Origin of the sequence: Heterorhizobium halophytocola, assembly GCF_017873095.1 — a bacterium.
Lineage (GTDB): Bacteria > Pseudomonadota > Alphaproteobacteria > Rhizobiales > Rhizobiaceae > Allorhizobium > Allorhizobium halophytocola.
On the sequence record NZ_JAGGJU010000012.1, the window covers coordinates 97,805 to 119,062 of the forward strand.

The 21,258-nt window shown below is 62.3% G+C and carries 24 protein-coding genes; 8 read left to right on the forward strand and 16 right to left on the reverse strand.

Features of this window, described 5'->3' with window-relative positions:
* Position 1: 1 nt before the first annotated feature.
* The 3 genes from pgeF to lgt form a co-directional block, all read right to left on the reverse strand.
* Positions 2-793, reverse strand: coding sequence for a peptidoglycan editing factor PgeF (gene pgeF, locus J2Z17_RS20150; protein ID WP_209947590.1), 792 nt, complete (start codon positions 791-793; stop codon positions 2-4).
* Positions 794-902: 109 nt separating this feature from the next.
* Complete coding sequence (locus J2Z17_RS20155; RefSeq protein WP_209947592.1) at positions 903-2,003, reverse strand: class I SAM-dependent methyltransferase; 1,101 nt, start codon at positions 2,001-2,003, stop codon at positions 903-905.
* A gap of 20 nt (positions 2,004-2,023) precedes the next feature.
* Entirely contained in the window at positions 2,024-2,863 is an 840-nt protein-coding gene (gene lgt / locus J2Z17_RS20160) for a prolipoprotein diacylglyceryl transferase (RefSeq protein ID WP_209947594.1), read from the reverse strand.
* Positions 2,864-3,060: 197 nt separating this feature from the next.
* On the opposite strand from lgt, the gene J2Z17_RS20165 reads away from it, so the two are divergent.
* The 4 genes from J2Z17_RS20165 (at position 3,061) to J2Z17_RS20180 (ending at position 5,459) form a co-directional block, all read left to right on the forward strand.
* Entirely contained in the window at positions 3,061-3,318 is a 258-nt protein-coding gene (locus J2Z17_RS20165; protein ID WP_209947596.1) for an accessory factor UbiK family protein, read from the forward strand.
* A gap of 469 nt (positions 3,319-3,787) precedes the next feature.
* Positions 3,788-4,288, forward strand: coding sequence for a type III secretion system chaperone family protein (locus tag J2Z17_RS20170; protein WP_209947598.1), 501 nt, complete (start codon positions 3,788-3,790; stop codon positions 4,286-4,288).
* A 44-nt stretch (positions 4,289-4,332) separates the two neighbouring features.
* Positions 4,333-5,106 (forward strand): pyrroline-5-carboxylate reductase, encoded by a 774-nt coding sequence (gene proC / locus J2Z17_RS20175; protein WP_377300207.1) that lies wholly within the window; start codon positions 4,333-4,335, stop codon positions 5,104-5,106.
* Positions 5,103-5,459 carry a tRNA-binding protein gene (locus J2Z17_RS20180; RefSeq protein ID WP_209947600.1) on the forward strand — a complete coding sequence of 119 codons (357 nt, stop codon included), beginning with the start codon at positions 5,103-5,105 and terminating at the stop codon, positions 5,457-5,459. Before proC ends, J2Z17_RS20180 begins: the two co-directional genes overlap by 4 nt.
* A 96-nt stretch (positions 5,460-5,555) precedes the next feature.
* Here J2Z17_RS20180 and J2Z17_RS20185 read toward each other — a convergent pair whose 3' ends face one another.
* The 4 genes from J2Z17_RS20185 to J2Z17_RS20200 form a co-directional block, all read right to left on the reverse strand.
* Positions 5,556-6,935: a sensor histidine kinase gene (locus J2Z17_RS20185; RefSeq protein WP_209947602.1), complete on the reverse strand. Its 1,380-nt coding sequence runs from the start codon at positions 6,933-6,935 to the stop codon at positions 5,556-5,558.
* A 177-nt stretch (positions 6,936-7,112) separates the two neighbouring features.
* The gene (locus J2Z17_RS20190; RefSeq protein ID WP_209947604.1) at positions 7,113-7,814 is read right to left on the reverse strand and encodes a response regulator; all 702 of its coding nucleotides are present in this window, start codon (positions 7,812-7,814) and stop codon (positions 7,113-7,115) included.
* A gap of 2 nt (positions 7,815-7,816) precedes the next feature.
* Positions 7,817-8,338, reverse strand: a complete 522-nt coding sequence (locus J2Z17_RS20195) for a MarR family winged helix-turn-helix transcriptional regulator (protein WP_209947606.1) — start codon at positions 8,336-8,338, stop codon at positions 7,817-7,819.
* Positions 8,339-8,370: 32 nt separating this feature from the next.
* Positions 8,371-8,547: a hypothetical protein gene (locus J2Z17_RS20200; protein WP_209947608.1), complete on the reverse strand. Its 177-nt coding sequence runs from the start codon at positions 8,545-8,547 to the stop codon at positions 8,371-8,373.
* Between the two features lie 93 nt (positions 8,548-8,640).
* Here J2Z17_RS20200 and J2Z17_RS20205 point away from each other — a divergent pair, with 93 nt between their 5' ends.
* Positions 8,641-9,288, forward strand: coding sequence for an MBL fold metallo-hydrolase (locus tag J2Z17_RS20205; protein ID WP_209947610.1), 648 nt, complete (start codon positions 8,641-8,643; stop codon positions 9,286-9,288).
* 81 nt (positions 9,289-9,369) lie between these two features.
* On the opposite strand, the gene J2Z17_RS20210 is transcribed toward J2Z17_RS20205, so the two are convergent.
* The 4 genes from J2Z17_RS20210 to J2Z17_RS20225 form a co-directional block, all read right to left on the reverse strand.
* Positions 9,370-9,792, reverse strand: a complete 423-nt coding sequence (locus tag J2Z17_RS20210) for a BA14K family protein (protein WP_209947612.1) — start codon at positions 9,790-9,792, stop codon at positions 9,370-9,372.
* A gap of 153 nt (positions 9,793-9,945) precedes the next feature.
* Positions 9,946-10,161 (reverse strand): cold-shock protein, encoded by a 216-nt coding sequence (locus tag J2Z17_RS20215; protein WP_209947614.1) that lies wholly within the window; start codon positions 10,159-10,161, stop codon positions 9,946-9,948.
* 458 nt (positions 10,162-10,619) lie between these two features.
* Positions 10,620-11,510 (reverse strand): DMT family transporter, encoded by an 891-nt coding sequence (locus tag J2Z17_RS20220; protein WP_209947616.1) that lies wholly within the window; start codon positions 11,508-11,510, stop codon positions 10,620-10,622.
* Between the two features lie 154 nt (positions 11,511-11,664).
* Entirely contained in the window at positions 11,665-11,877 is a 213-nt protein-coding gene (locus J2Z17_RS20225; protein ID WP_209947618.1) for a hypothetical protein, read from the reverse strand.
* Between the two features lie 282 nt (positions 11,878-12,159).
* On the opposite strand from J2Z17_RS20225, the gene J2Z17_RS20230 reads away from it, so the two are divergent.
* On the forward strand, positions 12,160-13,362 hold the full coding sequence (locus J2Z17_RS20230) for a pyridoxal phosphate-dependent aminotransferase (RefSeq protein WP_209947620.1): 1,203 nt from the start codon (positions 12,160-12,162) through the stop codon (positions 13,360-13,362).
* Between the two features lie 82 nt (positions 13,363-13,444).
* Here the strand turns inward: J2Z17_RS20230 and J2Z17_RS20235 are convergent, their stop codons facing one another.
* Both J2Z17_RS20235 and J2Z17_RS20240 read right to left on the reverse strand, forming a co-directional pair.
* On the reverse strand, positions 13,445-14,662 hold the full coding sequence (locus tag J2Z17_RS20235) for an OpgC family protein (protein ID WP_209947622.1): 1,218 nt from the start codon (positions 14,660-14,662) through the stop codon (positions 13,445-13,447).
* Between the two features lie 152 nt (positions 14,663-14,814).
* Positions 14,815-15,930 carry a calcium:cation antiporter gene (locus tag J2Z17_RS20240; RefSeq protein ID WP_209947624.1) on the reverse strand — a complete coding sequence of 372 codons (1,116 nt, stop codon included), beginning with the start codon at positions 15,928-15,930 and terminating at the stop codon, positions 14,815-14,817.
* Positions 15,931-16,190: 260 nt separating this feature from the next.
* Here J2Z17_RS20240 and J2Z17_RS20245 point away from each other — a divergent pair, with 260 nt between their 5' ends.
* The gene (locus J2Z17_RS20245; RefSeq protein WP_209947626.1) at positions 16,191-16,469 is read left to right on the forward strand and encodes a DUF2188 domain-containing protein; all 279 of its coding nucleotides are present in this window, start codon (positions 16,191-16,193) and stop codon (positions 16,467-16,469) included.
* A gap of 112 nt (positions 16,470-16,581) precedes the next feature.
* Here J2Z17_RS20245 and J2Z17_RS20250 read toward each other — a convergent pair whose 3' ends face one another.
* Complete coding sequence (locus J2Z17_RS20250; protein WP_209947628.1) at positions 16,582-17,523, reverse strand: LysR family transcriptional regulator; 942 nt, start codon at positions 17,521-17,523, stop codon at positions 16,582-16,584.
* A 97-nt stretch (positions 17,524-17,620) separates the two neighbouring features.
* Between J2Z17_RS20250 and J2Z17_RS20255 the strand changes: the two genes are divergently transcribed.
* Positions 17,621-18,661, forward strand: coding sequence for an NAD-dependent epimerase/dehydratase family protein (locus J2Z17_RS20255; protein WP_209947630.1), 1,041 nt, complete (start codon positions 17,621-17,623; stop codon positions 18,659-18,661).
* A gap of 53 nt (positions 18,662-18,714) precedes the next feature.
* Here J2Z17_RS20255 and J2Z17_RS20260 read toward each other — a convergent pair whose 3' ends face one another.
* Positions 18,715-19,827 (reverse strand): alkene reductase, encoded by a 1,113-nt coding sequence (locus J2Z17_RS20260; RefSeq protein WP_209947632.1) that lies wholly within the window; start codon positions 19,825-19,827, stop codon positions 18,715-18,717.
* 524 nt (positions 19,828-20,351) lie between these two features.
* Positions 20,352-21,248, reverse strand: coding sequence for a LysR family transcriptional regulator VtlR (locus J2Z17_RS20265; protein WP_342454442.1), 897 nt, complete (start codon positions 21,246-21,248; stop codon positions 20,352-20,354).
* Positions 21,249-21,258 lie beyond the last annotated feature (10 nt).

The window sequence follows — 21,258 nt, forward strand, 5'->3', positions numbered from 1 at the left end:
ATCAGTCCTCCATCAGGGCGATCGCCGAAATCTGGCGACCGTAATCGGGTTCGTTCGCATGGGTGGTGCGGCGATAGGAATAGAAGCGCTCGGGTTCCGCATAGGTGCAGATCGCGAGATTCTCCGCCTCTATGCCGGCAGCCTTCAGGCGCGACAGGGTCAGGGCCGGCAGGTCGAACATCCTGTGGCCTGCACGCTTTGCCGGGTGGAAGAAGCGCGCATAGCCCTGATCTGTCTCGAGGAAGCGGGCGAGAAAGTCCTCGCCGACCTCGTAATTGGCAAGGCTGATCGACGGGCCGAGGCAGGCGCGTATCGTGTCATGCCGCGCGCCGAGGGCGACCATCGCATCGATGGTGTTTTCCAGTACACCCGTCAGCGCGCCGCGCCAGCCGGCATGGGCAGCCCCGATGACGCCGTTTTCAGCATCGGCAAACAGGATCGGACCGCAATCGGCGGTCAGGACGCCGAGCACCGTGCCGGGCGTTGCCGTCACCATGGCATCGGCCTTCGGGCGCTGTCCGTCATAGGCGCCTTCGATGATCCTCACATCCGGCGAATGCACCTGATGGACGGTCGCGAGGCTTTCGACATCGCGATCGAACCAGGCGGCGACACGGGCACGGTTTTCCTCGACGTTTTCACGCGCGTCCTCGGAGCCAAGCCCGACATTCAGTCCTTCGTAGATGCCCTCGGACACGCCGCCCTGCCGGGTGAAGAAGCCATGGCGGATCTGTGCTTGTGCCGCCGACAAAAGCGGACTTTGCAGCGGGCGGAGAAGCGTCTTGTCAGGCATTTTCAATATCACTTGCGGGTGTCAACGAGAGGATGGCGGGCACTCCTCGTCCAGCCTCCCGACGCGGTTCGCCGGGCGGCGGGATCGTGGCCCAAGGCCGCGGGCGCTGTCAATCCATCCGACGGAAGGGCGCAACCTTGATGGTGGGACTCGACAGGCAGAGCACCTTGAACAGCTCGCCCATCTTGCCGGGACCGGCACCGGCAAGCCTGTCGACGGCAATCGCGATATCATGCTGGATGCCGGGGGATTTGCCGTTGGCAAGCGCCTGCGCCCGTTGCTCGAGACCGAGCCCGCGCAGGAAATCGCCTTGGTGCATGCAGCCATTGACCTGCATTTCCAAGGCCTGCGCCAGCCGGACCAACTGTTCGAAGTCGACATGGCTGGTAAGGTCCGCAAGTCCCGGATGGGCCAGCGGATCGTCGAATTCATGGGCCATCACCGCCTGCAGCGTGTCGCCGAAGCCGGTGGTCAGATGGCCATAGTCGATCAGCAGCGTCGTGCCGCCGAAGGCCTTCAGCCTTTCGCACATGACCTGCAGCACAGAGAGGCGGGCCGGCGCGATCTCGAAGATGGTGCCGTCGTCCGGCAGGCGGGTAAAGTCCTGCAGATAGGCAGGGTCGAGCGTGGCGACGCCAACCGTGAAGGCCAGGTTGTCGTCGGCATCGAGGCTGACCATGCGCTCGCGAAAGCTCGTGCCGGACTTGACGAATTGGCGCAGCGGAATGGCGTCGAACAATTCGTTGGCGACGAGCAGGGTGAAGCCGTCCGGCAGTTCGTCGAAACCGTGCTGCCAGGAGATCTTGTCGCCGTGCCGTGACAGTGTCTTTTTCTGAACGGCCTGCAGGCGGTCGCTGGTCTCGACCAGATGGACGGTGGCGCCGGCATAGAAGTCCGGTGCGACACGGGCGGTCACCCGCAGAATATCGGACATCATCGTGCCGCGGCCGGGGCCGACCTCGACGAGGCGCACCGGCAGCGGCTGGCCATGAGCCTGCCAGGCATGGACGAGAAACAGCCCGACCATTTCGCCGAACAGCTGGCTGACTTCCGGCGCCGTGACGAAATCGCCGCTGGAGCCGAACGGATTGCGCGTCTGATAATAGCCATGCTCGGGATCGGCGAGGCACAGCGAGAAATAGTCGGTTACGCTCATCGGACCGTTGGCCCGGATCAACGATTTGATTTTGTCACCCAGTGCAGTCGTCACGTAAAGGTCATGCCCCTTGTTCAGCGCGATACGCTGCCACGCCAGGAGAGTGCGAGAGTGCACAGGCCCGCAGCAAGCATCGGCAACGACAACACCATACCCATAGTGAGCCAGCCTCCGGCCAAATATCCAAGCTGTGGATCGGGTTCACGGAAGAATTCCACAAGTATTCTTGCCAGAGGGTACAATGTGGCGAACAAACCGGTAATCAGGCCGGGTCGCTTGAGGCCACCGAGCCTTGCGACGACTTGCAATATTGCAAGTAGAAGCAGGCCCTCGAGGGCGGCTTCATAAAGCTGGCTCGGGTGGCGCGGCAGCGGACCGCCGGTCGGAAAGACCATGGCCCAGGAAATATCGGTGACCCGACCCCAGAGTTCGCCGTTGACGAAATTGGCGATGCGGCCGAAGAACAGCCCGATCGGCACGACGCTCGCGACCAGGTCGAACAGGCTCCAGGTCGGAATGCCATTGCGTCTGGCGAAGATGATCATCGCGATCGTGGCGCCGATAAATCCGCCGTGGAAGGACATGCCGCCGTTCCAGACCTGGATGGCGCGGATCGGTTCCTCGAGAATTGGACCGAGGTCATAGAACAGGATGTAGCCGATGCGTCCGCCGAGCACGACGCCGACAGCCGCCCAGAGAATGAAGTCGTCGACCTGCTTGGCCGTCAGCGGCGATACACCGCCCGGCCACAGCCCCGGGCTGGCGATCATGCCACGGGCCAGCCACCAGCCGATCAGGATTCCGGCGACATAGGCCAGGCCATACCAGTGGACGGCGAGGGGACCGAGCGAGAAGGCGATCGGATCTATCTGGGGATAGGTGAGGACAGTGGTGAATGCGACTGAAGACTGCAAGGCATGCCTTTCCTGGGCTTGGGCGGAAAATGACCGTGGCTGCGCATGCGGTCAAGATGGATTCGACGCGGACGCCGGCCCGCGCGGGAGTTATCAGGTCGCTTTGTGCTTGCAAGCCAGCAGGCGAGGCCCTACCTGAATGGCATGCGCGGCACGGCCGCACAGAACGAGGATTGACGGGAGCAAGGAGCCCAGCCATGTCCACCGGTACCAATCGTATGATGGATGAATTCGCCAAGTTGATGACCGATGCCGCCGGCGCCGCACAAGGCGTGCGCCAGGAGGTGGAAACCGCGTTCCAGGCCCAGGCCGAACGCTGGCTCAACAACATGGATGTGGTGCGCCGCCAGGAATTTGACGTGGTGCGCGAAATGGCGCTGAAGGCGCGCGAGGAAAACGATGCGCTTCAGCTGCGTATCGCAGCGCTCGAGGAAAAGCTCGCCGCCAAGGACTGAGACAGGCGGAAGCGCCCGACGCTTACGCTTCTTTGCAAGAGATTCGACAGGGCCGATGCTGGAAACAGCGTCGGCCTTTTTCATTGCCGGACGCGTTTGCGTGTTCCGGCAAGGTGTAAACGGAGCGTTAAAAAGGTCTTTTGAAAAGATTTTTTCCACAAGCCCGCCAGACTCCAAAAAACGAGGCGGCAGAGTCAGTTACGGCTGCCAGGTGCTGTGGAAGAAGAGAGTGTTTCCACAAGCACGAACGGTTTTCGGCAAAAGAAAGGCTGGCACCGGCGGCCCTCCGTTATAGACTGATTTTAAAAGATGATTCTAAACGGACGGCGTAAGTTTCAGGCAGGGTGCGTATCTTAGCCTGACGTCCCAACGGCAATCATTCATGTTTGTTTTTTCGGAGTGCGGAGTAGCAATGGCGGCCGGCTAAGGCTGTCGTGCATCCTCGTTTTTCGATGTTGAAGGTAATACCATGCGCCTTGTGGAACTGGAATTCGAACGACAATCCAACCCGGTCGACATGATCGAGTTCGTCGCATCGAACAATGACTGGTCGTTCGAGCGGTCCGGCGAAGACGAAATCGCCATGACCGTGGAGGGGCGGTGGGCCGACTACCATGTCTCCTTCTCCTGGATGGAGGAGTTCGAGGCGCTGCATCTGGCCTGCGCCTTCGACCTGCGCATTCCCGACCTGCGCGTCAACGAGGTGATTACGCTGCTGTCCCATGTCAACGGACAGACGCTGATGGGCCATTTCGACCTCTGGCGTCAGGAAGACGTGATCATCTTCCGTCAGTCTCTCCTTCTGGCCGGCGGTGCGGAGCCGACCAACCGTCAGGTGGAGGTTCTGCTGTCCAGCGCCATCGAGGCCTGCGAAGCCTATTTTCAGGCGTTCCAGTTCGTCGTCTGGTCGAGCATGGATGCCAAGAGCGCGATCGATGCCGTGCTCTTCGAGACGGTCGGCGAGGCCTGATCGTGGCGGCGTCTGATACGGTGCTTCTCGTCGGTGCGGGAAATATGGGCGGCGCGCTGCTGACCGGATGGTTCAGGAGCGGTATTCCCGGCGCCAGCGTGACGGTTCTCGATCCGAGTGCCGCACCACGCATCCAGTCGGCGATCGCCGATGCCGGGTCGACGCTTGTCACGCATGTCCCGCAGGATCTCTCGCCCGATGTGCTGTTTCTGGCGCTGAAGCCGCAGATGATGGGCAGTGCGCTGCCGGCACTTGCAAAACTGGTCGGTCCGCAGACGGTCGTGGTCTCGGTGGCGGCCGGAACGACGATTGCCAGCCTGTCCGAGGCCCTGGGTAACGGCGCCACGGTACGCGCCATGCCCAATACGCCGGCCATGGTCGGACGCGGTATTACCGGTGCCTTTGCCAATGACAAGGTCACAGCAGAACAGCGGGACCTCGTCCATCGGCTGCTGAAGGTTTCCGGACCGGTCGAATGGGTCGAAAGCGAAACCGATATCGATCTCGTAACCGCGGTATCGGGCAGCGGTCCGGCCTACGTCTTCTATCTGGTGGAGTGCATGGCCGAGGCAGGCCGCAAGCTCGGTCTGCCAGCGGACCTTGCCATGCGTCTGGCACGGGAAACTGTCGCCGGCGCCGGCGAACTGCTTCATCAGTCGTCGGACGCGGCTGCCGATCTCAGGCGCAATGTCACGTCTCCGGGCGGCACGACGGCTGCGGCTCTGGCCGTGCTGACGGAACCGCATGACGGCATGCAGCCTCTGTTCGACCGGGCGATCGCGGCTGCGCGCGAGCGTGCCGAGGAATTGTCGCGATGAGTGATGGCGAGACAGGGGACGGGATCAGTTTTGCAGACTTCGAGAAGGTCGATATCCGCAGCGGCACCATTGTCGAAGCCGAAGCCTTTCCGGAAGCGCGCAAGCCGGCCTACAAGCTGAAGATCGATTTCGGCCCCGAGATCGGCATCAAGCGGTCGTCGGCGCAGATCACCGTGCATTATACGCCCGAAACCCTTGTGGGACGGCAGGTGATGGCGGTCGTCAACTTTCCGCCGCGCCAGATCGGTCCAGTGCGCTCCGAAGTGCTGACGCTCGGCTTTGCCGACGCGGACGGCGCGATCGTGCTTGCCGCGCCAGAGCGGGCGGTGCCGAACGGCCAGAAACTGATGTAGCATCGCTACCAGGCCCTGGTCACAACGACCTGAATTGACGATCTTCCAGAACAGATGCCCGGCTGATGATGGCGATAGCCCGAGGACCGAAGGCCCTCAGGCGGGGACGCGGATGGTGGCGCGCAGACCGCCGAGCGGGCTGTCGCTCAGCACCACATTGCCGCCATGGCTCCGCGCGACGTCGCGCGCGATCGCAAGACCAAGGCCGGTGCCGGATGCATCGAGATTGCGGGCGGCGTCGAGCCGGAAGAATGGCTTGAATACCTCGTCGCGGGCTTCCGCCGGTATGCCCGGACCGTCGTCGTCGAAGGTGATGATCAGCCACTTGTCGCCATGACGCGCCTCGATCTCCAGGCGTTCGGCATAGCGGCGCGCGTTGGAGGCGAGATTGCCGACCAGCCGGGCAAAGGCGTTGGGGCGCACGCGCACGGCGTCATCGCCTTCCAGCCGCCATGTGGCGCTCTTGCCGTGCAGGCGAAAATCCTCCTCGATCTTGCCGAACAGATCGCTCAGCCGCAGCTGGCCGACTTCCTCTTCCGCCTCGCCACGGGCGAACGCCATATAGCCTTCGAGCATCGACTGCATGTCGTCGACGTCCTGATTGAGGTTCTCCAGATCGGGATTGTCGCCGGCAAGCGCCAGCTGCAGCTTGAACCGGGTGAGGATGGTGCGCAGGTCATGGCTGACCCCGTTCAGCATCGCCGTGCGCTGTTCCATCTGCCGCTCGATCCGTTCGCGCATCAGGATGAAGGCGAGGCCGGCCCGGCGAACCTCGTCGGCGCCGCGCGGGCTGAATTCCTCGATCTTCTGGCCCTTGCCGAAATTCTCCGCCGCGCGCGCCAGCGTCAGGATCGGGCGTATCTGGCCGCGCAGGAACAGGGTCGAAATGATGATCAGCACCAGCGATGTGCCGACCATCCAGACGATGAAAATGTGCGAATTGGAGGCATAGGCGCGGTTGCGGCTGACGAAGACACGCAGCACCCGGTCCTCGAGAAGGATCCGGATTTCCAGCAGGCCGGAATTGCCGACGGTGTCGATCCAGAAGGGCCGCTGGATGCGGTGCGAGATTTCCTCGGTCAGCGTCTGGTCAAGCAGCGAGAAGAACGGCTTCGGTCGTGGCGGCGGCAATTTCGCGCCCGGCTCGACGGAAATCGTCATGCCCAGGTCGTCCTTGACGATCCGCGTCAGCGTCGCATAGCCGGCATCGTCCGGGCTGGCCTCGATCAGCTCGACGATCGCTGCGATCTCCTGGGTCACGGCGGCCGACAGCCGCTCGGTGACGAGTTGCCAGTGCCGCTGCATGAAGACGAACGCCAGCACGGTCTGCAGGATCAGGATCGGCAGGATGATGATCAGCAGCGAGCGGGCGAACAGGCCGGTCGGCATGCGGCGACGCAGCCAGCGGCTGGTGCGCTTGACGCCGGTGCCCGGTGCGCGCTCGGAGGCGCGCCTGATCGTCTCGAATATGGCCATCTGCTCTGCTGCCGGTCCTTTCTTTCAAGCCTTGACGTGCCGTTTCAGCAACCGGCCTGCGCGACATGCCATAGAGCAAATCAGCGACAAGCGTAATATGGTTTTACGGCTGCAAGACCGCCAGCCAGGCCCCGAAAGGTTGCACCGCGCGCTACCCCCAAGCGGATGGGCAAACGGCTAGTCCAGGCTGAGCCGGTAGCCGATGCCGCGTACCGTCTGCAGCCAGACAGGGTTTGCCGGGTCATCCTCGATCTTGCGCCGCAGCCTGTTGATCTGCACATCGATCGTGCGCTCGCCGACCTCGACGTCATTGCCGATCAGTTCGTGGCGCGGGATCGTCTCGCCCGGCCGCTGGGCAAACAGCAGCATGATTTCCTGCTCGCGGTCGGTCAGCTTGATCGTCTCGGTGCCCTTTTTCAACTCCTTGCGCATCAGCTGAAAGGTATAGGGCCCGAACATGACCTGCTCGATCTTCGGTGCGGCGGTGCTGACATTGCGTTTCAGGATATTGCTGATGCGCAGCACCAGTTCGCGCGGATCGAAGGGTTTGGAGAGGTAGTCGTCGGCCCCGGCCTCCAGGCCGGCGATGCGCGATTCCGATTCCGCCCGCGCCGTCAGCAGAATGACCGGCACGGTCTTTTCCGCAACCAGGCTCTGGGTCAGCGACAGGCCGCTTTCGCCCGGCATCATCACATCGAGAACGATCAGATCGAAATCGAGACCAGCCAGCCGCCGCCGGGCTTCGGCAGCATCCGCCGCCACGGTGACGCGGAAGCCCTTGTCGGAGAGAAAGCGCTTCAGCAGGTCGCGGATGCGGGTGTCGTCGTCGACGACCAGAAGATGGGGGGCGTCATCGGCCAGAGATTCTTTCGCTGCCATCCTCAGGTCTCCTCGCGCGTCGGTCGCACCGTGTCGCGCGTGCTTGCCATCCGCTCGAGGAAGTCATGCACGGTGGCGCGCATCTGCGGGGTGAAGCCTTCCATGGCCTGCGAAATCCGGCGCGACTGCGGATCGCTGAGTGCCAGCGACAATTCGCGGCCGGCCAGGGTCGGATAGAGCCGGCGCTGGCGCCGGTCGGCCGGGCCGGCCATCTGCCGGATATAGCCGCTGTCGATCAGCTCCTTCAGGACGCGGGCCAGGCTCTGCTTGGTGATCTGCAGGATGGCGAGCAGATCGGCAACCGTCATGCCCGGCTGGCGGCTGACGAAATAGACAACCCGGTGATGGGCGCGGCCGAAACCGATCTTCGACAGGATGGCGTCGGGATCGGAGATGAAGTCCCGGTAGGCAAAAAACAGCAATTCGATCGTGTCGAAATCTATGGCCTTGTCATCGACCACCGGCAGTTCCGGCAGGCTCTTTGCCGCCGTCTTCTGCGTTCCCTGTCTTGGCACCGTGTTCATCCCCCTCGTTGCGCGCAGTCTTCGTTGTCGTGCTATCTGCCGCTGCTTAAACGTTTTTCCTGCGTCAGAACTAAGGGCAGATCGGCTAAAAAACCACCGGAAAGATGGATCTGCGCCTCGATTTCCAGCAAATCCGTCGGCGCTGTCTCTTCCGATCCCGCAGGCCCTGCCGCGATCAGGCCGGGAGAAGCGCGGTGCCGGGCTTCCATCGCACGCCGATTTGCCTATCTTCATGCGGCGCACGCGCGGTAGGGCCGTCCGGTCCCCGCGGGCGCATGATGTTGGACGACCAAGAGGTTATCATGGGGCAGCTCCAGGCGGCGGTCATTCCGGTGACGCCATTTCAGCAAAACTGCACGCTGCTGTTCGACAGCGACAGCAAGCAGGGGGTCGTGGTCGATCCCGGCGGCGACGTCGAGCGCATTCTCGAGGCGATTGCGGAGACGGGCGTCACCGTCGGCGAGATCTGGATCACCCACGGGCATATCGACCATGTGGGCGGAGCCGAGGAGTTGAAGGAAGCGCTGGGAGTGCCGATCATCGGGCCGCACCGCGACGACGAAAGCCTGCTCGACAGGGTCGAGGACCAGGCGGCGATGTTCGGCGTGCCGATGAAGGTGCGCAATGTCGTGCCGGACCGCTGGCTGGAGGAGGGCGACGAAGTCTCCTTCGACGGTCATGTCTTCGAAGTGCTGCATTGCCCGGGGCACGCGCCGGGGCATGTCGTCTTTTACAATCGCCAGCAGGGTTTCGCGCATGTGGGGGACGTCCTGTTTTCCGGCTCGGTCGGTCGGACCGATCTGCCCGGCGGCGATCATGCCCAGCTGATGGCCTCGATCCGCGACAAGATCCTGCCGCTGGGGGACGAGGTCGGCTTTCTGTGCGGTCATGGACCCGGCGGGCGGATCGGCGACGAGCGCCGCAGCAATCCTTTTCTGCAGGATCTCTGATCCAGCTCTGACGGCTTTCAGCTTGCGTCATCAAAAAAGCCGGCGAGCTGCCGGCTTCTGTCATCTGTGGGGCTGGGGCGCTCAGTTGGCGGCGCAGAAATGCGCCTGGCCGTCATAGCCGATATAGGTGCCGTCCTGGGGAGAGAAGCTGCGGTAGCGCTGGCTGCAATAGCGGTACCAGCTCTGCGACCAGGGACGAAGCGACTCGGCGGCCGGCCGGTATTCGACCACATAGCCGGGCTGCGCCGGATAATAGGTGCGGGCCGGTGGCGGATAATAGGCAGGCGGCGGGGGTGGCGGATCGATATAGCGCGGTTGGCTGTTGGCAATAGCCGAACCGACGACCACGCCGGTTGCCAGCCCGAACAGGCCAAGCGCCGCAGCATCGCCGTCATGGTGACGGTGGTGTCTGTAGTAGCCATCGGCAAAAGCGGGGGCGGAGATCCCGACCGTGGCCGTTGCGGCGGCCGCCGCAAGCAGAGCGTATCGTGCAAAATTCCTCATGACATGGTATTCCTTGTCCACGTTCCTGATCGCCGAGAAATCCTACCGGTGATCTGAGGCAAGATGTAGGCCGCTGCGGCTGAATGGAAGCTGAACAAAAAAACCCGGCATTGCTGCCGGGCCGATATTCGATAGCCAGGGTGCGGCGAAGGTTCAGTCTGCAACCTGCAGGTTGACGGCCTTCGGGCCCTTGCCACGACGATCCGGCTCGGTGTCGAAGCTGACCTTCTGATTTTCTGCGAGGCCGGTCAGCCCGGAGGCCTGAACTGCAGAAATGTGAACGAAAATGTCCGCTCCGCCATTGTCAGGCTTGATAAAACCGAAGCCCTTGTCGGTGTTGAAGAATTTTACAGTACCAGTCTCGGCCATGCGTCAGGTCCTTTTCTCTCTGTCCGTGAACAACGAACAGCATTGCAACAATCCCATTACGGGTATTTCGCAGGCATTTCTCGAAATGTGAGGAAAGGGTCCCAATTTACCGCAGAAAAAAGAAATACTACTGACCGTGTCGGTCATTCTTTGTCCCCTCTGCCCGGAAGTTTTTTTTGCGCCTCCGGAACGCAATATTATAAGGTCTTCCCGTGTTCGCTAACTGCCCGAACCCAATAACTGTGCTGGGTTTGTTCGTGAATAGCAAGCAAAAGTTTTTTGAAATCGTTACCTTTTTTTATATGAGAAGAAATTAAATTACATAAAATGAGGCAAAGGAGGCGAAAAAACGGTCAAAATTTAGGGTCATTTTTTCCATTTTGAGCGGAATTTAGACAGTGTAGTTCGCTTTTGGCGAGTATAGCGGCAAATGCAATTTTGTCGGCCATCCGCATTTTTCAGCTTTCGGCCATGCGCCGGGGCGCGAGCATGGGCACGATTTCAACCAGAAGCATGGCCAGAAACATCAACAGGCACCCTACATAGCCGACGACGGGCAGTGTCTCGCCGAGCAGGATCGCGCCGAACAAGGCGCCGAAAAGCGATTCCGACGACAGGAAAATCGCCGCCTGGGGCGCCGTTGTATAGCGCTGCCCGATGATCTGCAGCGCAAAGGCAAGTCCGGAGGAGAACAGGCCGGCATAGAGAATCTCCAGCCAGACCGCGCTGATCGACGGCAGATCGATCGATTCGAATGCCGTGGCAAAGCCGAGCGCGCCAAAGGTGCAGATGGCGAACTGGATGGCGGTGAGGGCAAGCGGGCGACCGCTGCGCTGAACCGCAATTGCCGTCAGCGCGATCTGCACCGCGTAGGATGCGGCACAGCAGATCACCAGCAGGTCTCCGCGGTTGAGCGCCGAGAGGGTGCCGCCCTGCAGCAGCAGGATGCCGATCAGCGCCATGGCGGCGCAGGGCCAGACCACCCAGTGGGGCGGGCGGCGCCAGACGATCAGCGACAGGAACGGCACGAGCACGACATAGAGCCCCGTCAGGAAGCTGGCATTGGTCACCGTCGTGGTCTGGATGCCGACCTGCTGGAAGCTCTGCCCGGCAAACAGCGACAGTCCGATCAGGATGAAGGCGCGGAGGTCTTGCCCGCTCAGGCGCGCCCGTTCCCTGCGCGCCTCCCGCCAGGCGAAGGGAACGACCGCGATGAAGGCGATGGCGAAACGGAAGGCGTTGAACCAGTGTGGCCCCATATGCTCCATCGCCGAAGACTGGGCGACGAAGCCCCCGCCCCAGATGGCAGCGGTCAGGAGAAGGACGAGATTGGCCTGGATGCGGGTCATGGAATGGTGATCACGGGGCAGGGGCTGAGGATCAGCTTCTGCTATCAGCCCTTATTCCGTGCGACAAGCGGCAAGTTCGAAAGGGTCTGCTCCGAACGCGTCGCGCCCCGTAGACTGCGCAATCGTGCTGCGACAGTCTTTAAAGCGATATTGCCTACACGAGTGGAAGCTGCGCCACATTGGTCTGCGGCGGCACCGGCCGCTCGATCTGCCGTGCCACGCGTGGCGCGCTTTCATCGGGCTGCTCCTGGTGCATCAGCAGCAGGAACATCAGCACGCAGCCCAGGGCCGCACCGGTGGCGATCCGGATCACCGGAAACGGATTGCCCGCCTTTCGAAGTTTGACGCCGTCGTCGTCCAGAAGCATTTCTCAGTTCCCGCATACTGTCTTTTCAGTGTGCCAGAAGGCGCTGCTATCTGGTCAGCAGACGGACGAAATCGCGGCATCCCCGGTGTTTTAATGTGGCGATATCGGGGCAGGGGTGCTGACCGATGTCTCGCCGGTCCGGCCGATGCCCCTGCCATGTCAATGAATTGGCATGGTGACAGGCTTTTTCCTTGAAACCGGACGCCAGTTTCGACATAGAACTTGGACCTGAAGCCTATAAGAGGTTTCCCCGCGTTCAATCAGCTTCAGGACTCACAGATCATGGCCTTTCTTGCCGACGCCCTTTCCCGCGTAAAGCCATCCGCGACCATTGCGGTCGCCCAGAAAGCCCGCGATCTGAAGGCAAAAGGCCGCGACGTGATCGGTCTCGGTGCCGGCGAACCCGATTTCGACACACCCGACAACGTCAAGGATGCGGCCAAGGCCGCGATCGATCGCGGCGAGACGAAGTACACGCCTGTCTCCGGCATCCCGGAACTGCGCAAGGCGATCGCCGAGAAGTTCAAGCGCGAGAACGGCCTCGACTACAAGCCCGAGCAGACGATCGTCGGCACCGGCGGAAAGCAGATTCTTTTCAATGCCTTCATGGCAACGCTCAATCCGGGCGATGAAGTGATCATTCCGGCACCTTACTGGGTGTCCTACCCGGAAATGGTGTCGATCTGCGGCGGTACCCCGGTGTTCGTCGAGACCAAGCAGGAGAACAATTTCAAGCTGACGGCGGACGAGCTGGAAAGCGTCATCACGCCGAAGACCAAGTGGTTCATCTTCAACTCACCCTCCAACCCGACGGGTGCTGCCTATACCCATGACGAACTGAAAGTGCTGACCGACGTGCTGTTGAAGCATGATCACGTCTGGACGCTGACCGACGACATGTATGAGCACCTGACCTTTGGCGACTTCAAATTCGCCACGCCGGTCGAGGTCGAGCCGAAGCTCTATGACCGCACGCTGACGATGAACGGCGTGTCGAAGGCCTATGCAATGACCGGCTGGCGTATCGGCTATGCGGCAGGTCCGCTGGCGCTGATCAAGGCCATGGACATGATCCAGGGGCAGCAGACCTCCGGCGCGTCGTCGATTGCCCAGTGGGCCGCCCTCGAGGCGCTGAACGGTCCGCAGGATTTCGTCGCCAAGAACAAGGCCATCTTCGAAGGTCGCCGCGATCTGGTCGTATCCATGCTCAACCAGGCGACGGGGCTGGTCTGCCCGAAGCCGGAAGGCGCCTTCTACGTCTATCCGTCCTGCGCCGGCCTGATCGGCAAGACCGCGCCGTCGGGCAAGGTCATCGAGACGGATGAGGACTTCGTCACCGAACTGCTCGAAGCCGAAGGTGTGGCGGTGGTGCATGGTTCGGCGTTCGGGCTCGGCCCGAACTTCCGGATTTCCTATGCGACCTCGGAAGACCTGCTCGAGGAAGCCTGCAAGCGCATCCAGCGCTTCTGCGCCGCCTGCCGCTAAGCCGTCCACCGGATTTCGGACAAACGAAAAGGGCGGGAGCCGAAAGCTCCCGCCCTTTTTCTGTCTCTGGTGGTTCACGACCTCAGGCCGTGCGCGGGGTGGCCTTCTGGTCGGCGGCAGCACCCGGAACGTTTGGCGGGAAGATCTTTTCCCGTTCGCGCCACAGGGCTGGAATGAACAGCAGGGCCAGCGAACCGATCGCGATGATCGTCTTCGAGACCTGGCCGAGCTGGCCGGTCTGGGCGTCGATATAGCCGACGGCATAGACGATCAGCACGTGCCAGGTGTAGATCTGCAGCGAGTGGCGACCGAGCAGCTGCAGGAACTTCAGCGAGAACAGGCTGGTCAGCACGTTGGCAGACTTGCTGACCCACTGGTTGTGATGCAGCGGACCGGCGATCAGCAGCCAGGCGATCGCGTAACCGGCCGCGGCGAAGTTCACCAGATAGACCGGACCGAAATCGGCGCGCACTTCCATCAGGCCGAACTTTTCCAGCACGAAGCCGGGCATCCAGCCATGCGCGGTCAGGATGCGCAGCGGCAGGAAGAACAGCAGGACCATCGCGGCAATCTGCACGATACGGGTGCGTTCCGGGTTGAACACTTCGCGCCACTGGATGGTCTTCATCGAGGTCAGCGTGCCGGCAACGACGCCGGAGAAGAAGACGATCTGCCAGCCGAACAGGTTGAAGCTCGCGCGAATGCCGAGTTCCTTCGGTGCGGGCTGCAGCCACTGGTCCAGCGGCACCGTGAACAGGCGCTGCAGGCCGAGCTGGGCTGCCATCCACAGCAGCAGCGAACCGGCGATCACCATGGTCCAGCGGCCGGTCAGGCAAAGCCAGATCACCAGCGGCGCGAAGAACATGTAGATGATGTATTGCGGCAGAATGTCCATGAAGGTCGGCTGGTAGAGGAAGGTGCCGATCGTTGCCAGACGGAAGGGGTCGGTAAGGCTCGCGTCACCAAGCCAGTTTTGCCAGATCTTCGAGGCGCCGGGCAACAGCATTTCAAGCGCCAGAACCACCAGGATGATCCCCATGGCGTATTTGTAGAGTTCGAAGACGCGGTGCCAGATCTTGTCGCGTCCGGCGATGAAGCCGTCGCGCATCATGCGGCGCGAATAGACCATGCCGGTCAACAGGCCGGACAGGAACACGAACCCTTGGGCATCCTCGACGAAGCCAAGATTGCGGTGATTGAGCTCGACAAGCCAGAGGCCGCCGGCAAATACCAGATGGTTGATGAGCATGAAGACGAGGAAATAACCCCGCATGCCATCGATGACGTCCAAGCGCTTCAAAGTCGCGACTCCCAAGATTGGCCCCACGGCCTGGCGGGGGAATGTTGCTTTGCATATCGTCTAAATTGCGGCGCAGCATAATCACAAATCAGTGCGCCAACAGGTAACGGACCGACGCGGCGATCGGTTCCCATATGGTGTGTTTTAGGGGGTTACAGCCCCAGGATGGAGAGCATCAGGAAGGCCGAGAAAATGACGAAATGAGTCATGCCTTCAATGGCATTGGTCTCTCCGTCATTGAGGTTGATGGCGGCCGCGAGGATGGTGATCGTAACCATCACGGTCTGCACCGAGGTCATCGCCATGGTGAAGGGATGACCGCTCCAGAGCGCCAGCGCTTCCATGACCGGAACCGTCAGGATGACGGTCGACAGCGAGGCACCGAGCGCGATGTTGACCACGGCCTGCATGCGGTTTGCAAGAGCGGCGCGGATCGCGGTCAGGATCTCGGGTGCTGCCGAGATGCCGGCGACCATGATGGCGGCAAGCGCCGGCGGTGCGCCGGAACCCTTCAATCCGGTATTGAGGAAGGTCGACATGATCTCGGCCAGAACGCCGATCAGCGCGACGCCGAAAAGAATGATGAGGATCGACGGCAGCGCCGGCTCCTCGGCCGCTTCCGCGGCGGCGGCATCTTCCTGGGCTGCATCCTTGCGGCCCTTGCGCGGATAGGAATAGCTAAAGAAATAGCTGTGGGTGCCCACCTGCATGCGCAGGAACAGGCCGTAAAGCGCGATCATCGCAACGATGGTGAAGCCGGAGTAATACTGCCATTTGGCTTCGGGCACGAATTCCGGCACCACCATGGACAGCCCCATGGCGGTCAGGATCATCACCGAATAGGTGCGGCCCGAATCGTCGTTATAGGGCTGTTCACCGTGCTTCAGTCCGCCGATCAGGGCGGCGAGGCCGAGGATGCCGTTGATGTCGAGCATCACCGCCGAATAGATCGTGTCGCGCACCAGCGTCGGCGACGGTTCGGCATTCATCATGATCGCCAGGATCAGCACTTCGACCGCGACCGCCGACAGCGTCAGGATCATCGTGCCGTAGGGGTCGCCGACCTTGGCGGCGATCACTTCCGCATGATGCGCCACCCGCATCGAGGCAAAGACGATGGCGACGATCAGCGCGATGGCTGCTATCAACGCCGCCGCCTTGCCCATCTCCAGAATCTGGTGCTCGAAATAGAAGCCGACAATCGCAGCGATGATCGCCACCATCGTCAGCTTTTCGTTCTTCAGCGTGGTCAGTGAGAAGCCTTGCATCGGGTCCCGGGCGGTTCTGATTGGAAGAGCCCTTTAGCCCAACGGCTTCAAAGGGAGACGAGACAGGGGAAATCGCCGTCAGCCCTGTTTAGTTCCGAACCGCGGCGAAGAGAAGCGGCCGCAGTCGATTTCAGCACCACCGGGTCATGCTTGTGCCCAGCTAATCCCGGCGGCGAGGGGCTGCCGGCACGGATTGCAGTTATGATGCCTTGGTGCAATACTCCTCATGCTGAGAGCGTCAGCAACCAAGGAGGTGCTCCATGGTCAAAGTGACCTATGAAATCGTCAAGCACGACGGTGGGTGGGCGTATCGGTCTAACGGCGTTTATTCGGAATCATTTGGCAGTCACGCGGAGGCTCTCGAAGCCGCCCGCATCGTTATGCTGGAGCAGCAGGTCGGCGACGAACCGGTCGAGATCAGCTACCAGGACGAGCGCGGCACCTGGCGTGAGGAATATTCCGATGGCGGAGATCGACCGGAAGTCGAAATCGTCGATCTTCCCGACATTGCGTTCGGTCGGCAAGCGTGTGAGCGATAAGGTCCGGTGGCCATGGATTGGCGCCGGTCTTGAAATTGCAGTCTTTTTCAAGTCTCTAGCCGCGTGCCTTGAGAGGGTGAGTCCGGTCGCTCGTTAGGCGGGGCAGAGGATCTCAGCCCGCAGAGAGGACGTCCGAGGCGGTTGGCTCGGGCCGTTCAGCCCGACCGGCGCCTGCGTGCCGGCGCAGTCCTTCGAACAGGGCATCAAAGACCGTGCGGCAGCGCGGCGCATTCCGCAGGGCTTCATGCATGACGACGAAGGTTTCCAGGCCGGTCGAAAGCTCGCCTGCAAGCACGCGCATCAGAGCCGGGTCCGGGTCGGCCAGAGGGCACTGGCAGAAGCCGATGCCGCCGCCGGCACGAATCATCGCGATCTGTGCCAGCGTACTGTCTGCGCGCACGGCAAAATGCATCTGGCCGAGAAGCGGCGAGCGGCGAATGAAGGCCCGGACGAAAGCGAGTTCGCGATCGAAGCCGATCAGCCGGTGCCGTTCGAGGTCGCCGAGTGCCTCCGGCGTACCGTGCCGTTCGAGATAGTCGCGCCTTGCATAGGCGCCGATCGGGATCGAGCCTACCCGTCGGCTCACCAGCGCCTCCTGCTGCGGGGCCACCATGCGCACCGCAATGTCGGCGCGCTGCAGCAGCAGGTCCTCGGTCTCGTCGGTCGCCGACAGTTCGATGATCAGGTCCGGATGCTCTTCCTGCAGACTGGCGATGATGCCAGGCAAGACCTCTATGCCGATGACTTCGCTGGCACTGATGCGCACGGTGCCGGACACGGCGTCCGGCGCGCTGCTGGCGGCCCGTCGCAGGGCTGCTGCCGAGGCTTCCATCGCTTCGGCATGGGGTCTCATCTGGATGGCGGCCGGTGTCGGCAGCAGGCCGTGCTGTGAGCGCAGGAAAAGCGGCGTGCCGACTGTCGATTCCAGTGCATCGATGTGCCGGCCAAGCGTCGGCTGGGTCAATCCGAGGTCGCGCGCCGCCGCCGAGAGCGATCCCGAGCGCAGCACGGCAAGCAGGCTTCGATAATGCGACCAGTCCAATCGTTCTACCATACGAATCTGTATATCATGGATACAAAGTCATGCAATTCCGGTTTGCGGTCGTAGATGCCATCTTCTGGGTCAGAAGCCCGTAACCAAGGAGACGGATATGACCAGCGAACGGAACACGCATGACGACAGCCAAGCGAAGGACGATCGGCCGCTGGCTTTGGTGCTGGGCGCCACGGGCGGGATCGGCGGCGCGCTTGCCGCCAAGCTGCTGGGCCGCGGGTACAGGATCCGCGCCATGCATCGTCGGCCGGGCGCCCAGCCGAATGCCGGCCCGCATTTCGAATGGGTCGGCGGCGATGCCATGCTGCGCCAGGACGTGCTGCGGGCCGCCGATGGGGCCACCGTGATCGTCCACGCCGTCAATCCGCCGCTCTACAAGGACTGGGACAAGCTCGTGCTGCCGATGATCGACAACACGATCGCTGCCGCCCGCGCGACCGGTGCTTTGATCGTGATGCCGGGCACGGTCTATAATTTCGATCCCGACGTCGCCCCCTTGATCGGCGAGGCGGCGCCGCAGAAACCGATTTCCCGCAAGGGTGCCATCCGCGTCGCGCTCGAGCGCCGGCTGGAGCAGGTCGCAGGCGCGGGGGTAGGGGTGCTGATCGTGCGGGCCGGTGACTATTTCGGACCGGGGGCCGGCAATAGCTGGTTCCAGCAAATGGTAAAGCCCGGCCGTCCGGTGCGATCCGTGACGCTGCCCGGTGCGCGCGGGGTCGGCCATCAATGGGCCTATCTGCCGGATGTTGCCGAGACCATGGCCCGGCTGATCGCGCGCCGGGCCGACCTTCCGGTCTTTGCCCGCTTTCACATGGACGGGGTATTCGACAGGGACGGCACGGAAATCGCCGGCGTGATCACCCGGATCGCCGGCGGGGGCAAGGTGACGGTGCGGCGCTTTCCGTGGTTTCTGATCCGCCTCGGCGCGCCTTTTGTCGGCCTGTTCCGGGAGCTCCTGGAAATGCGGTATCTCTGGCAGCGGCAGCTGCGGATGGACAATCGCCACCTTGTCGCTTTTCTGGGCGAGGAGCCGCATACCCCGCTCGAGGAGGCGCTGCGCACCACGCTCCAGGCCAATGGCTGCCTGCCGGCGGGATCGGGAAAGGTGCAGCCGACCGGGCTGAAGCTGGTCGCCTGATCGTTCCGGAGCGTTTGAAAGGCCTCCCGCGCGTCCTGCGGGAGGCCCGTCAGCTAATCAGCTGCCGGATAATCGGTGTAGCCGGTTGCGCCGCCGCCATAGAAGGTGGCGCTGTTAGCCTCCGTCAGCGGCAGTTCCTCCTTGAACCGGCGCACGAGGTCGGGATTGGAGATGAACGGGCGGCCGAAAGCCACCATATCGGCCTTGCCGCTCTCGATCGCCTGCATCGCCTCGTCACGGGTGTAGCCGTTGTTCAGCATCCATGCCGCCTTGCCGCCGGCCTTGCGGTAGGTCTGGCGCAGGCCCTCCCAGTCAAACGGCGTGTCGCCCTGCTGAAAGTCCCGCTCTCCGCCGGTCGCGCCCTGGATCACATGGATGAAGGAGAGGTCGAAGGCGGCGAGCTTGGTCACGAGATGATCGAACAGCGGCTGCGGCTCGGGATCGGCGGCGTCATTGGCCGGCGTCACCGGCGAGATGCGGATGCCGGTACGCTCTGCGCCGATCGCCTCCGTCACCGCCGCGACCACCTCGATTGCGAACCGCACCCGGTTTTCGACCGAGCCGCCATAGGCGTCGGTCCGCTGGTTCGAGCCGGAGCGCAGAAACTGGTCGACCAGGTAGCCGTTGGCCGCATGAATCTCGACCCCGTCGAAACCGGCATCGACCGCAGCCCTTGCCGCCTTGCGATAGTCGTCGAGAATGCCGGGCAATTCCGACAGTTCCAGTGCACGCGGCGTCGAAGTCTCGACAAAGGCGCCGCTGCCGTCGGGATTGATGATATAGGTCTTCGACTTCGCGGCCTTGGCGGACGGGGCCACCGGCGCGCCGCCATCCGGCTGCAAGGAGGTGTGCGAGATACGCCCGACATGCCAGATCTGCGTGACGATCTTGCCGCCAGCCCTGTGTACGGCCTCCGTCACGCGGCTCCAGCCCTCGATCGATTGCGGCGTGTAGAGGCCCGGCACATCGGCATAGCCCTGCGCCTGATGGGTGATGGCCGTGCCCTCCGTGATGATCAGGCCGGCGGTCGCGCGCTGCTCGTAATAGGTCATGTTCAGATCGTTGGGCACCGCACCCGGCGAGCGGTTGCGGGTGAGCGGCGCCATGGCGATGCGGTTGGCAAGCGACATGCCGCCGACCGAGATCGGGTCAAACAGGCTGGGCATGGGGGATCCTTTCGAAGACTGCTATGCGAGATGAGGTAGGGCCGGGGCACCGCCGGTAAAGAGGCGGGGGTGGCGGTGCCGTTCGATCTCCACGAGGGGAACAGCGGCCCGACCGCGATGTGGGGGCGCGGTGGCGGCGATGCAAGATGGAGCGCTGGGTCGAGATGCGGCGGTGGCTTTGCCAGACGCCGCGACGCTGCCGGACCCGAGGGCCCTGACATGCTTGCGCGACGGCGGATCCCTGGACGGCGGCCGTCGTCGGGACAAAAAAAGAGGGCCGCCGGATTGCTCCAGGGCCCTTTATAAGTGTGAAGGTCAAATAACCTCCAGAGGGGAACAGCTGCTGCGGTGGAACTGGGAGGAAAGCCACCATGTGCATCAGCTGAGTGCGATATGGTGCTTTATTGAGCAGCATTCAATGCATTTTTGTGCATGTCAGGCATGCGTGTAACGCACATCTTCCGGTTCGCGACATGACGTCGCACAATCTGGCATTGAAAATTGTGCCCGGTCGCACACCCGTTTCAGAAATTCCAGTTGCGCGATTTCGCCACGATGAAATCGCGGAAGGCCTTGAGTTTGGCCGCATTTTTCATCTCGTCGGGATAGCAGAAATAGGTATCGAACGAGGGAATGTCCGCGGGAATGGCAAGCTGGATGAGGCCCGGATCGCGCCCGACGATGTAGTCCGGCAGCATGGCGATGCCGATACCGAGCAGGGCCGCATGCTTGATCGACATCTGGCTGTTGATCTGCAGATGCGGCACACGCGGATTATCGGTCGAACGGCCGGCGATTTCCAGCCAGTTCACGTCCAGCAGATAGTTCGGAGCGGGCTCGCCGAACGAGATGATTCGGTGATTGTCGAGATCCTCGATCGATTGCGGCTCGCCGTGGCGATTGATGTAGGACGGCGATGCATAGACATGCATGTGCACGGTAAACAGCTTGCGCTGGATCAGGTCGGACTGCTGCGGCTGGCGCAGCCGGATGGCGCAGTCGGCATGGCGCATGTTGACGTCCAGCTCCTCGTTGTCGAGCAGCAGCTGGACCGACATGTCCGGATAAAGAGTGAGGAATTCCTGCACCTTGTCGGTCAGCCAGCCCTGACCGAGGCCGACGGTGGTGGTGACGCGTAGCTTGCCGGACGGTTTTTCCGTTGCCTCGGTCAGCTGCATCTTGACCGTTTCGAGCTTCAGCAGAACCTCGTGGGCGGTGCGGTAGAGCAGTTCCCCCTGTTCGGAGAGGATCAGGCCGCGGGCGTGGCGATGGAACAGCTTGACGCCGATATCGGCCTCGAGCGCCGAGACCTGCCGGCTGATCGCCGACTGGGACAGGTGCAGCTTGTCGGCGGCATGGGTAAAGGATCCGGCTTCCGCCGCCGCATGGAAGATGCGAAGCTTGTCCCAGTCCAGAGGCAGGCCCGATGAT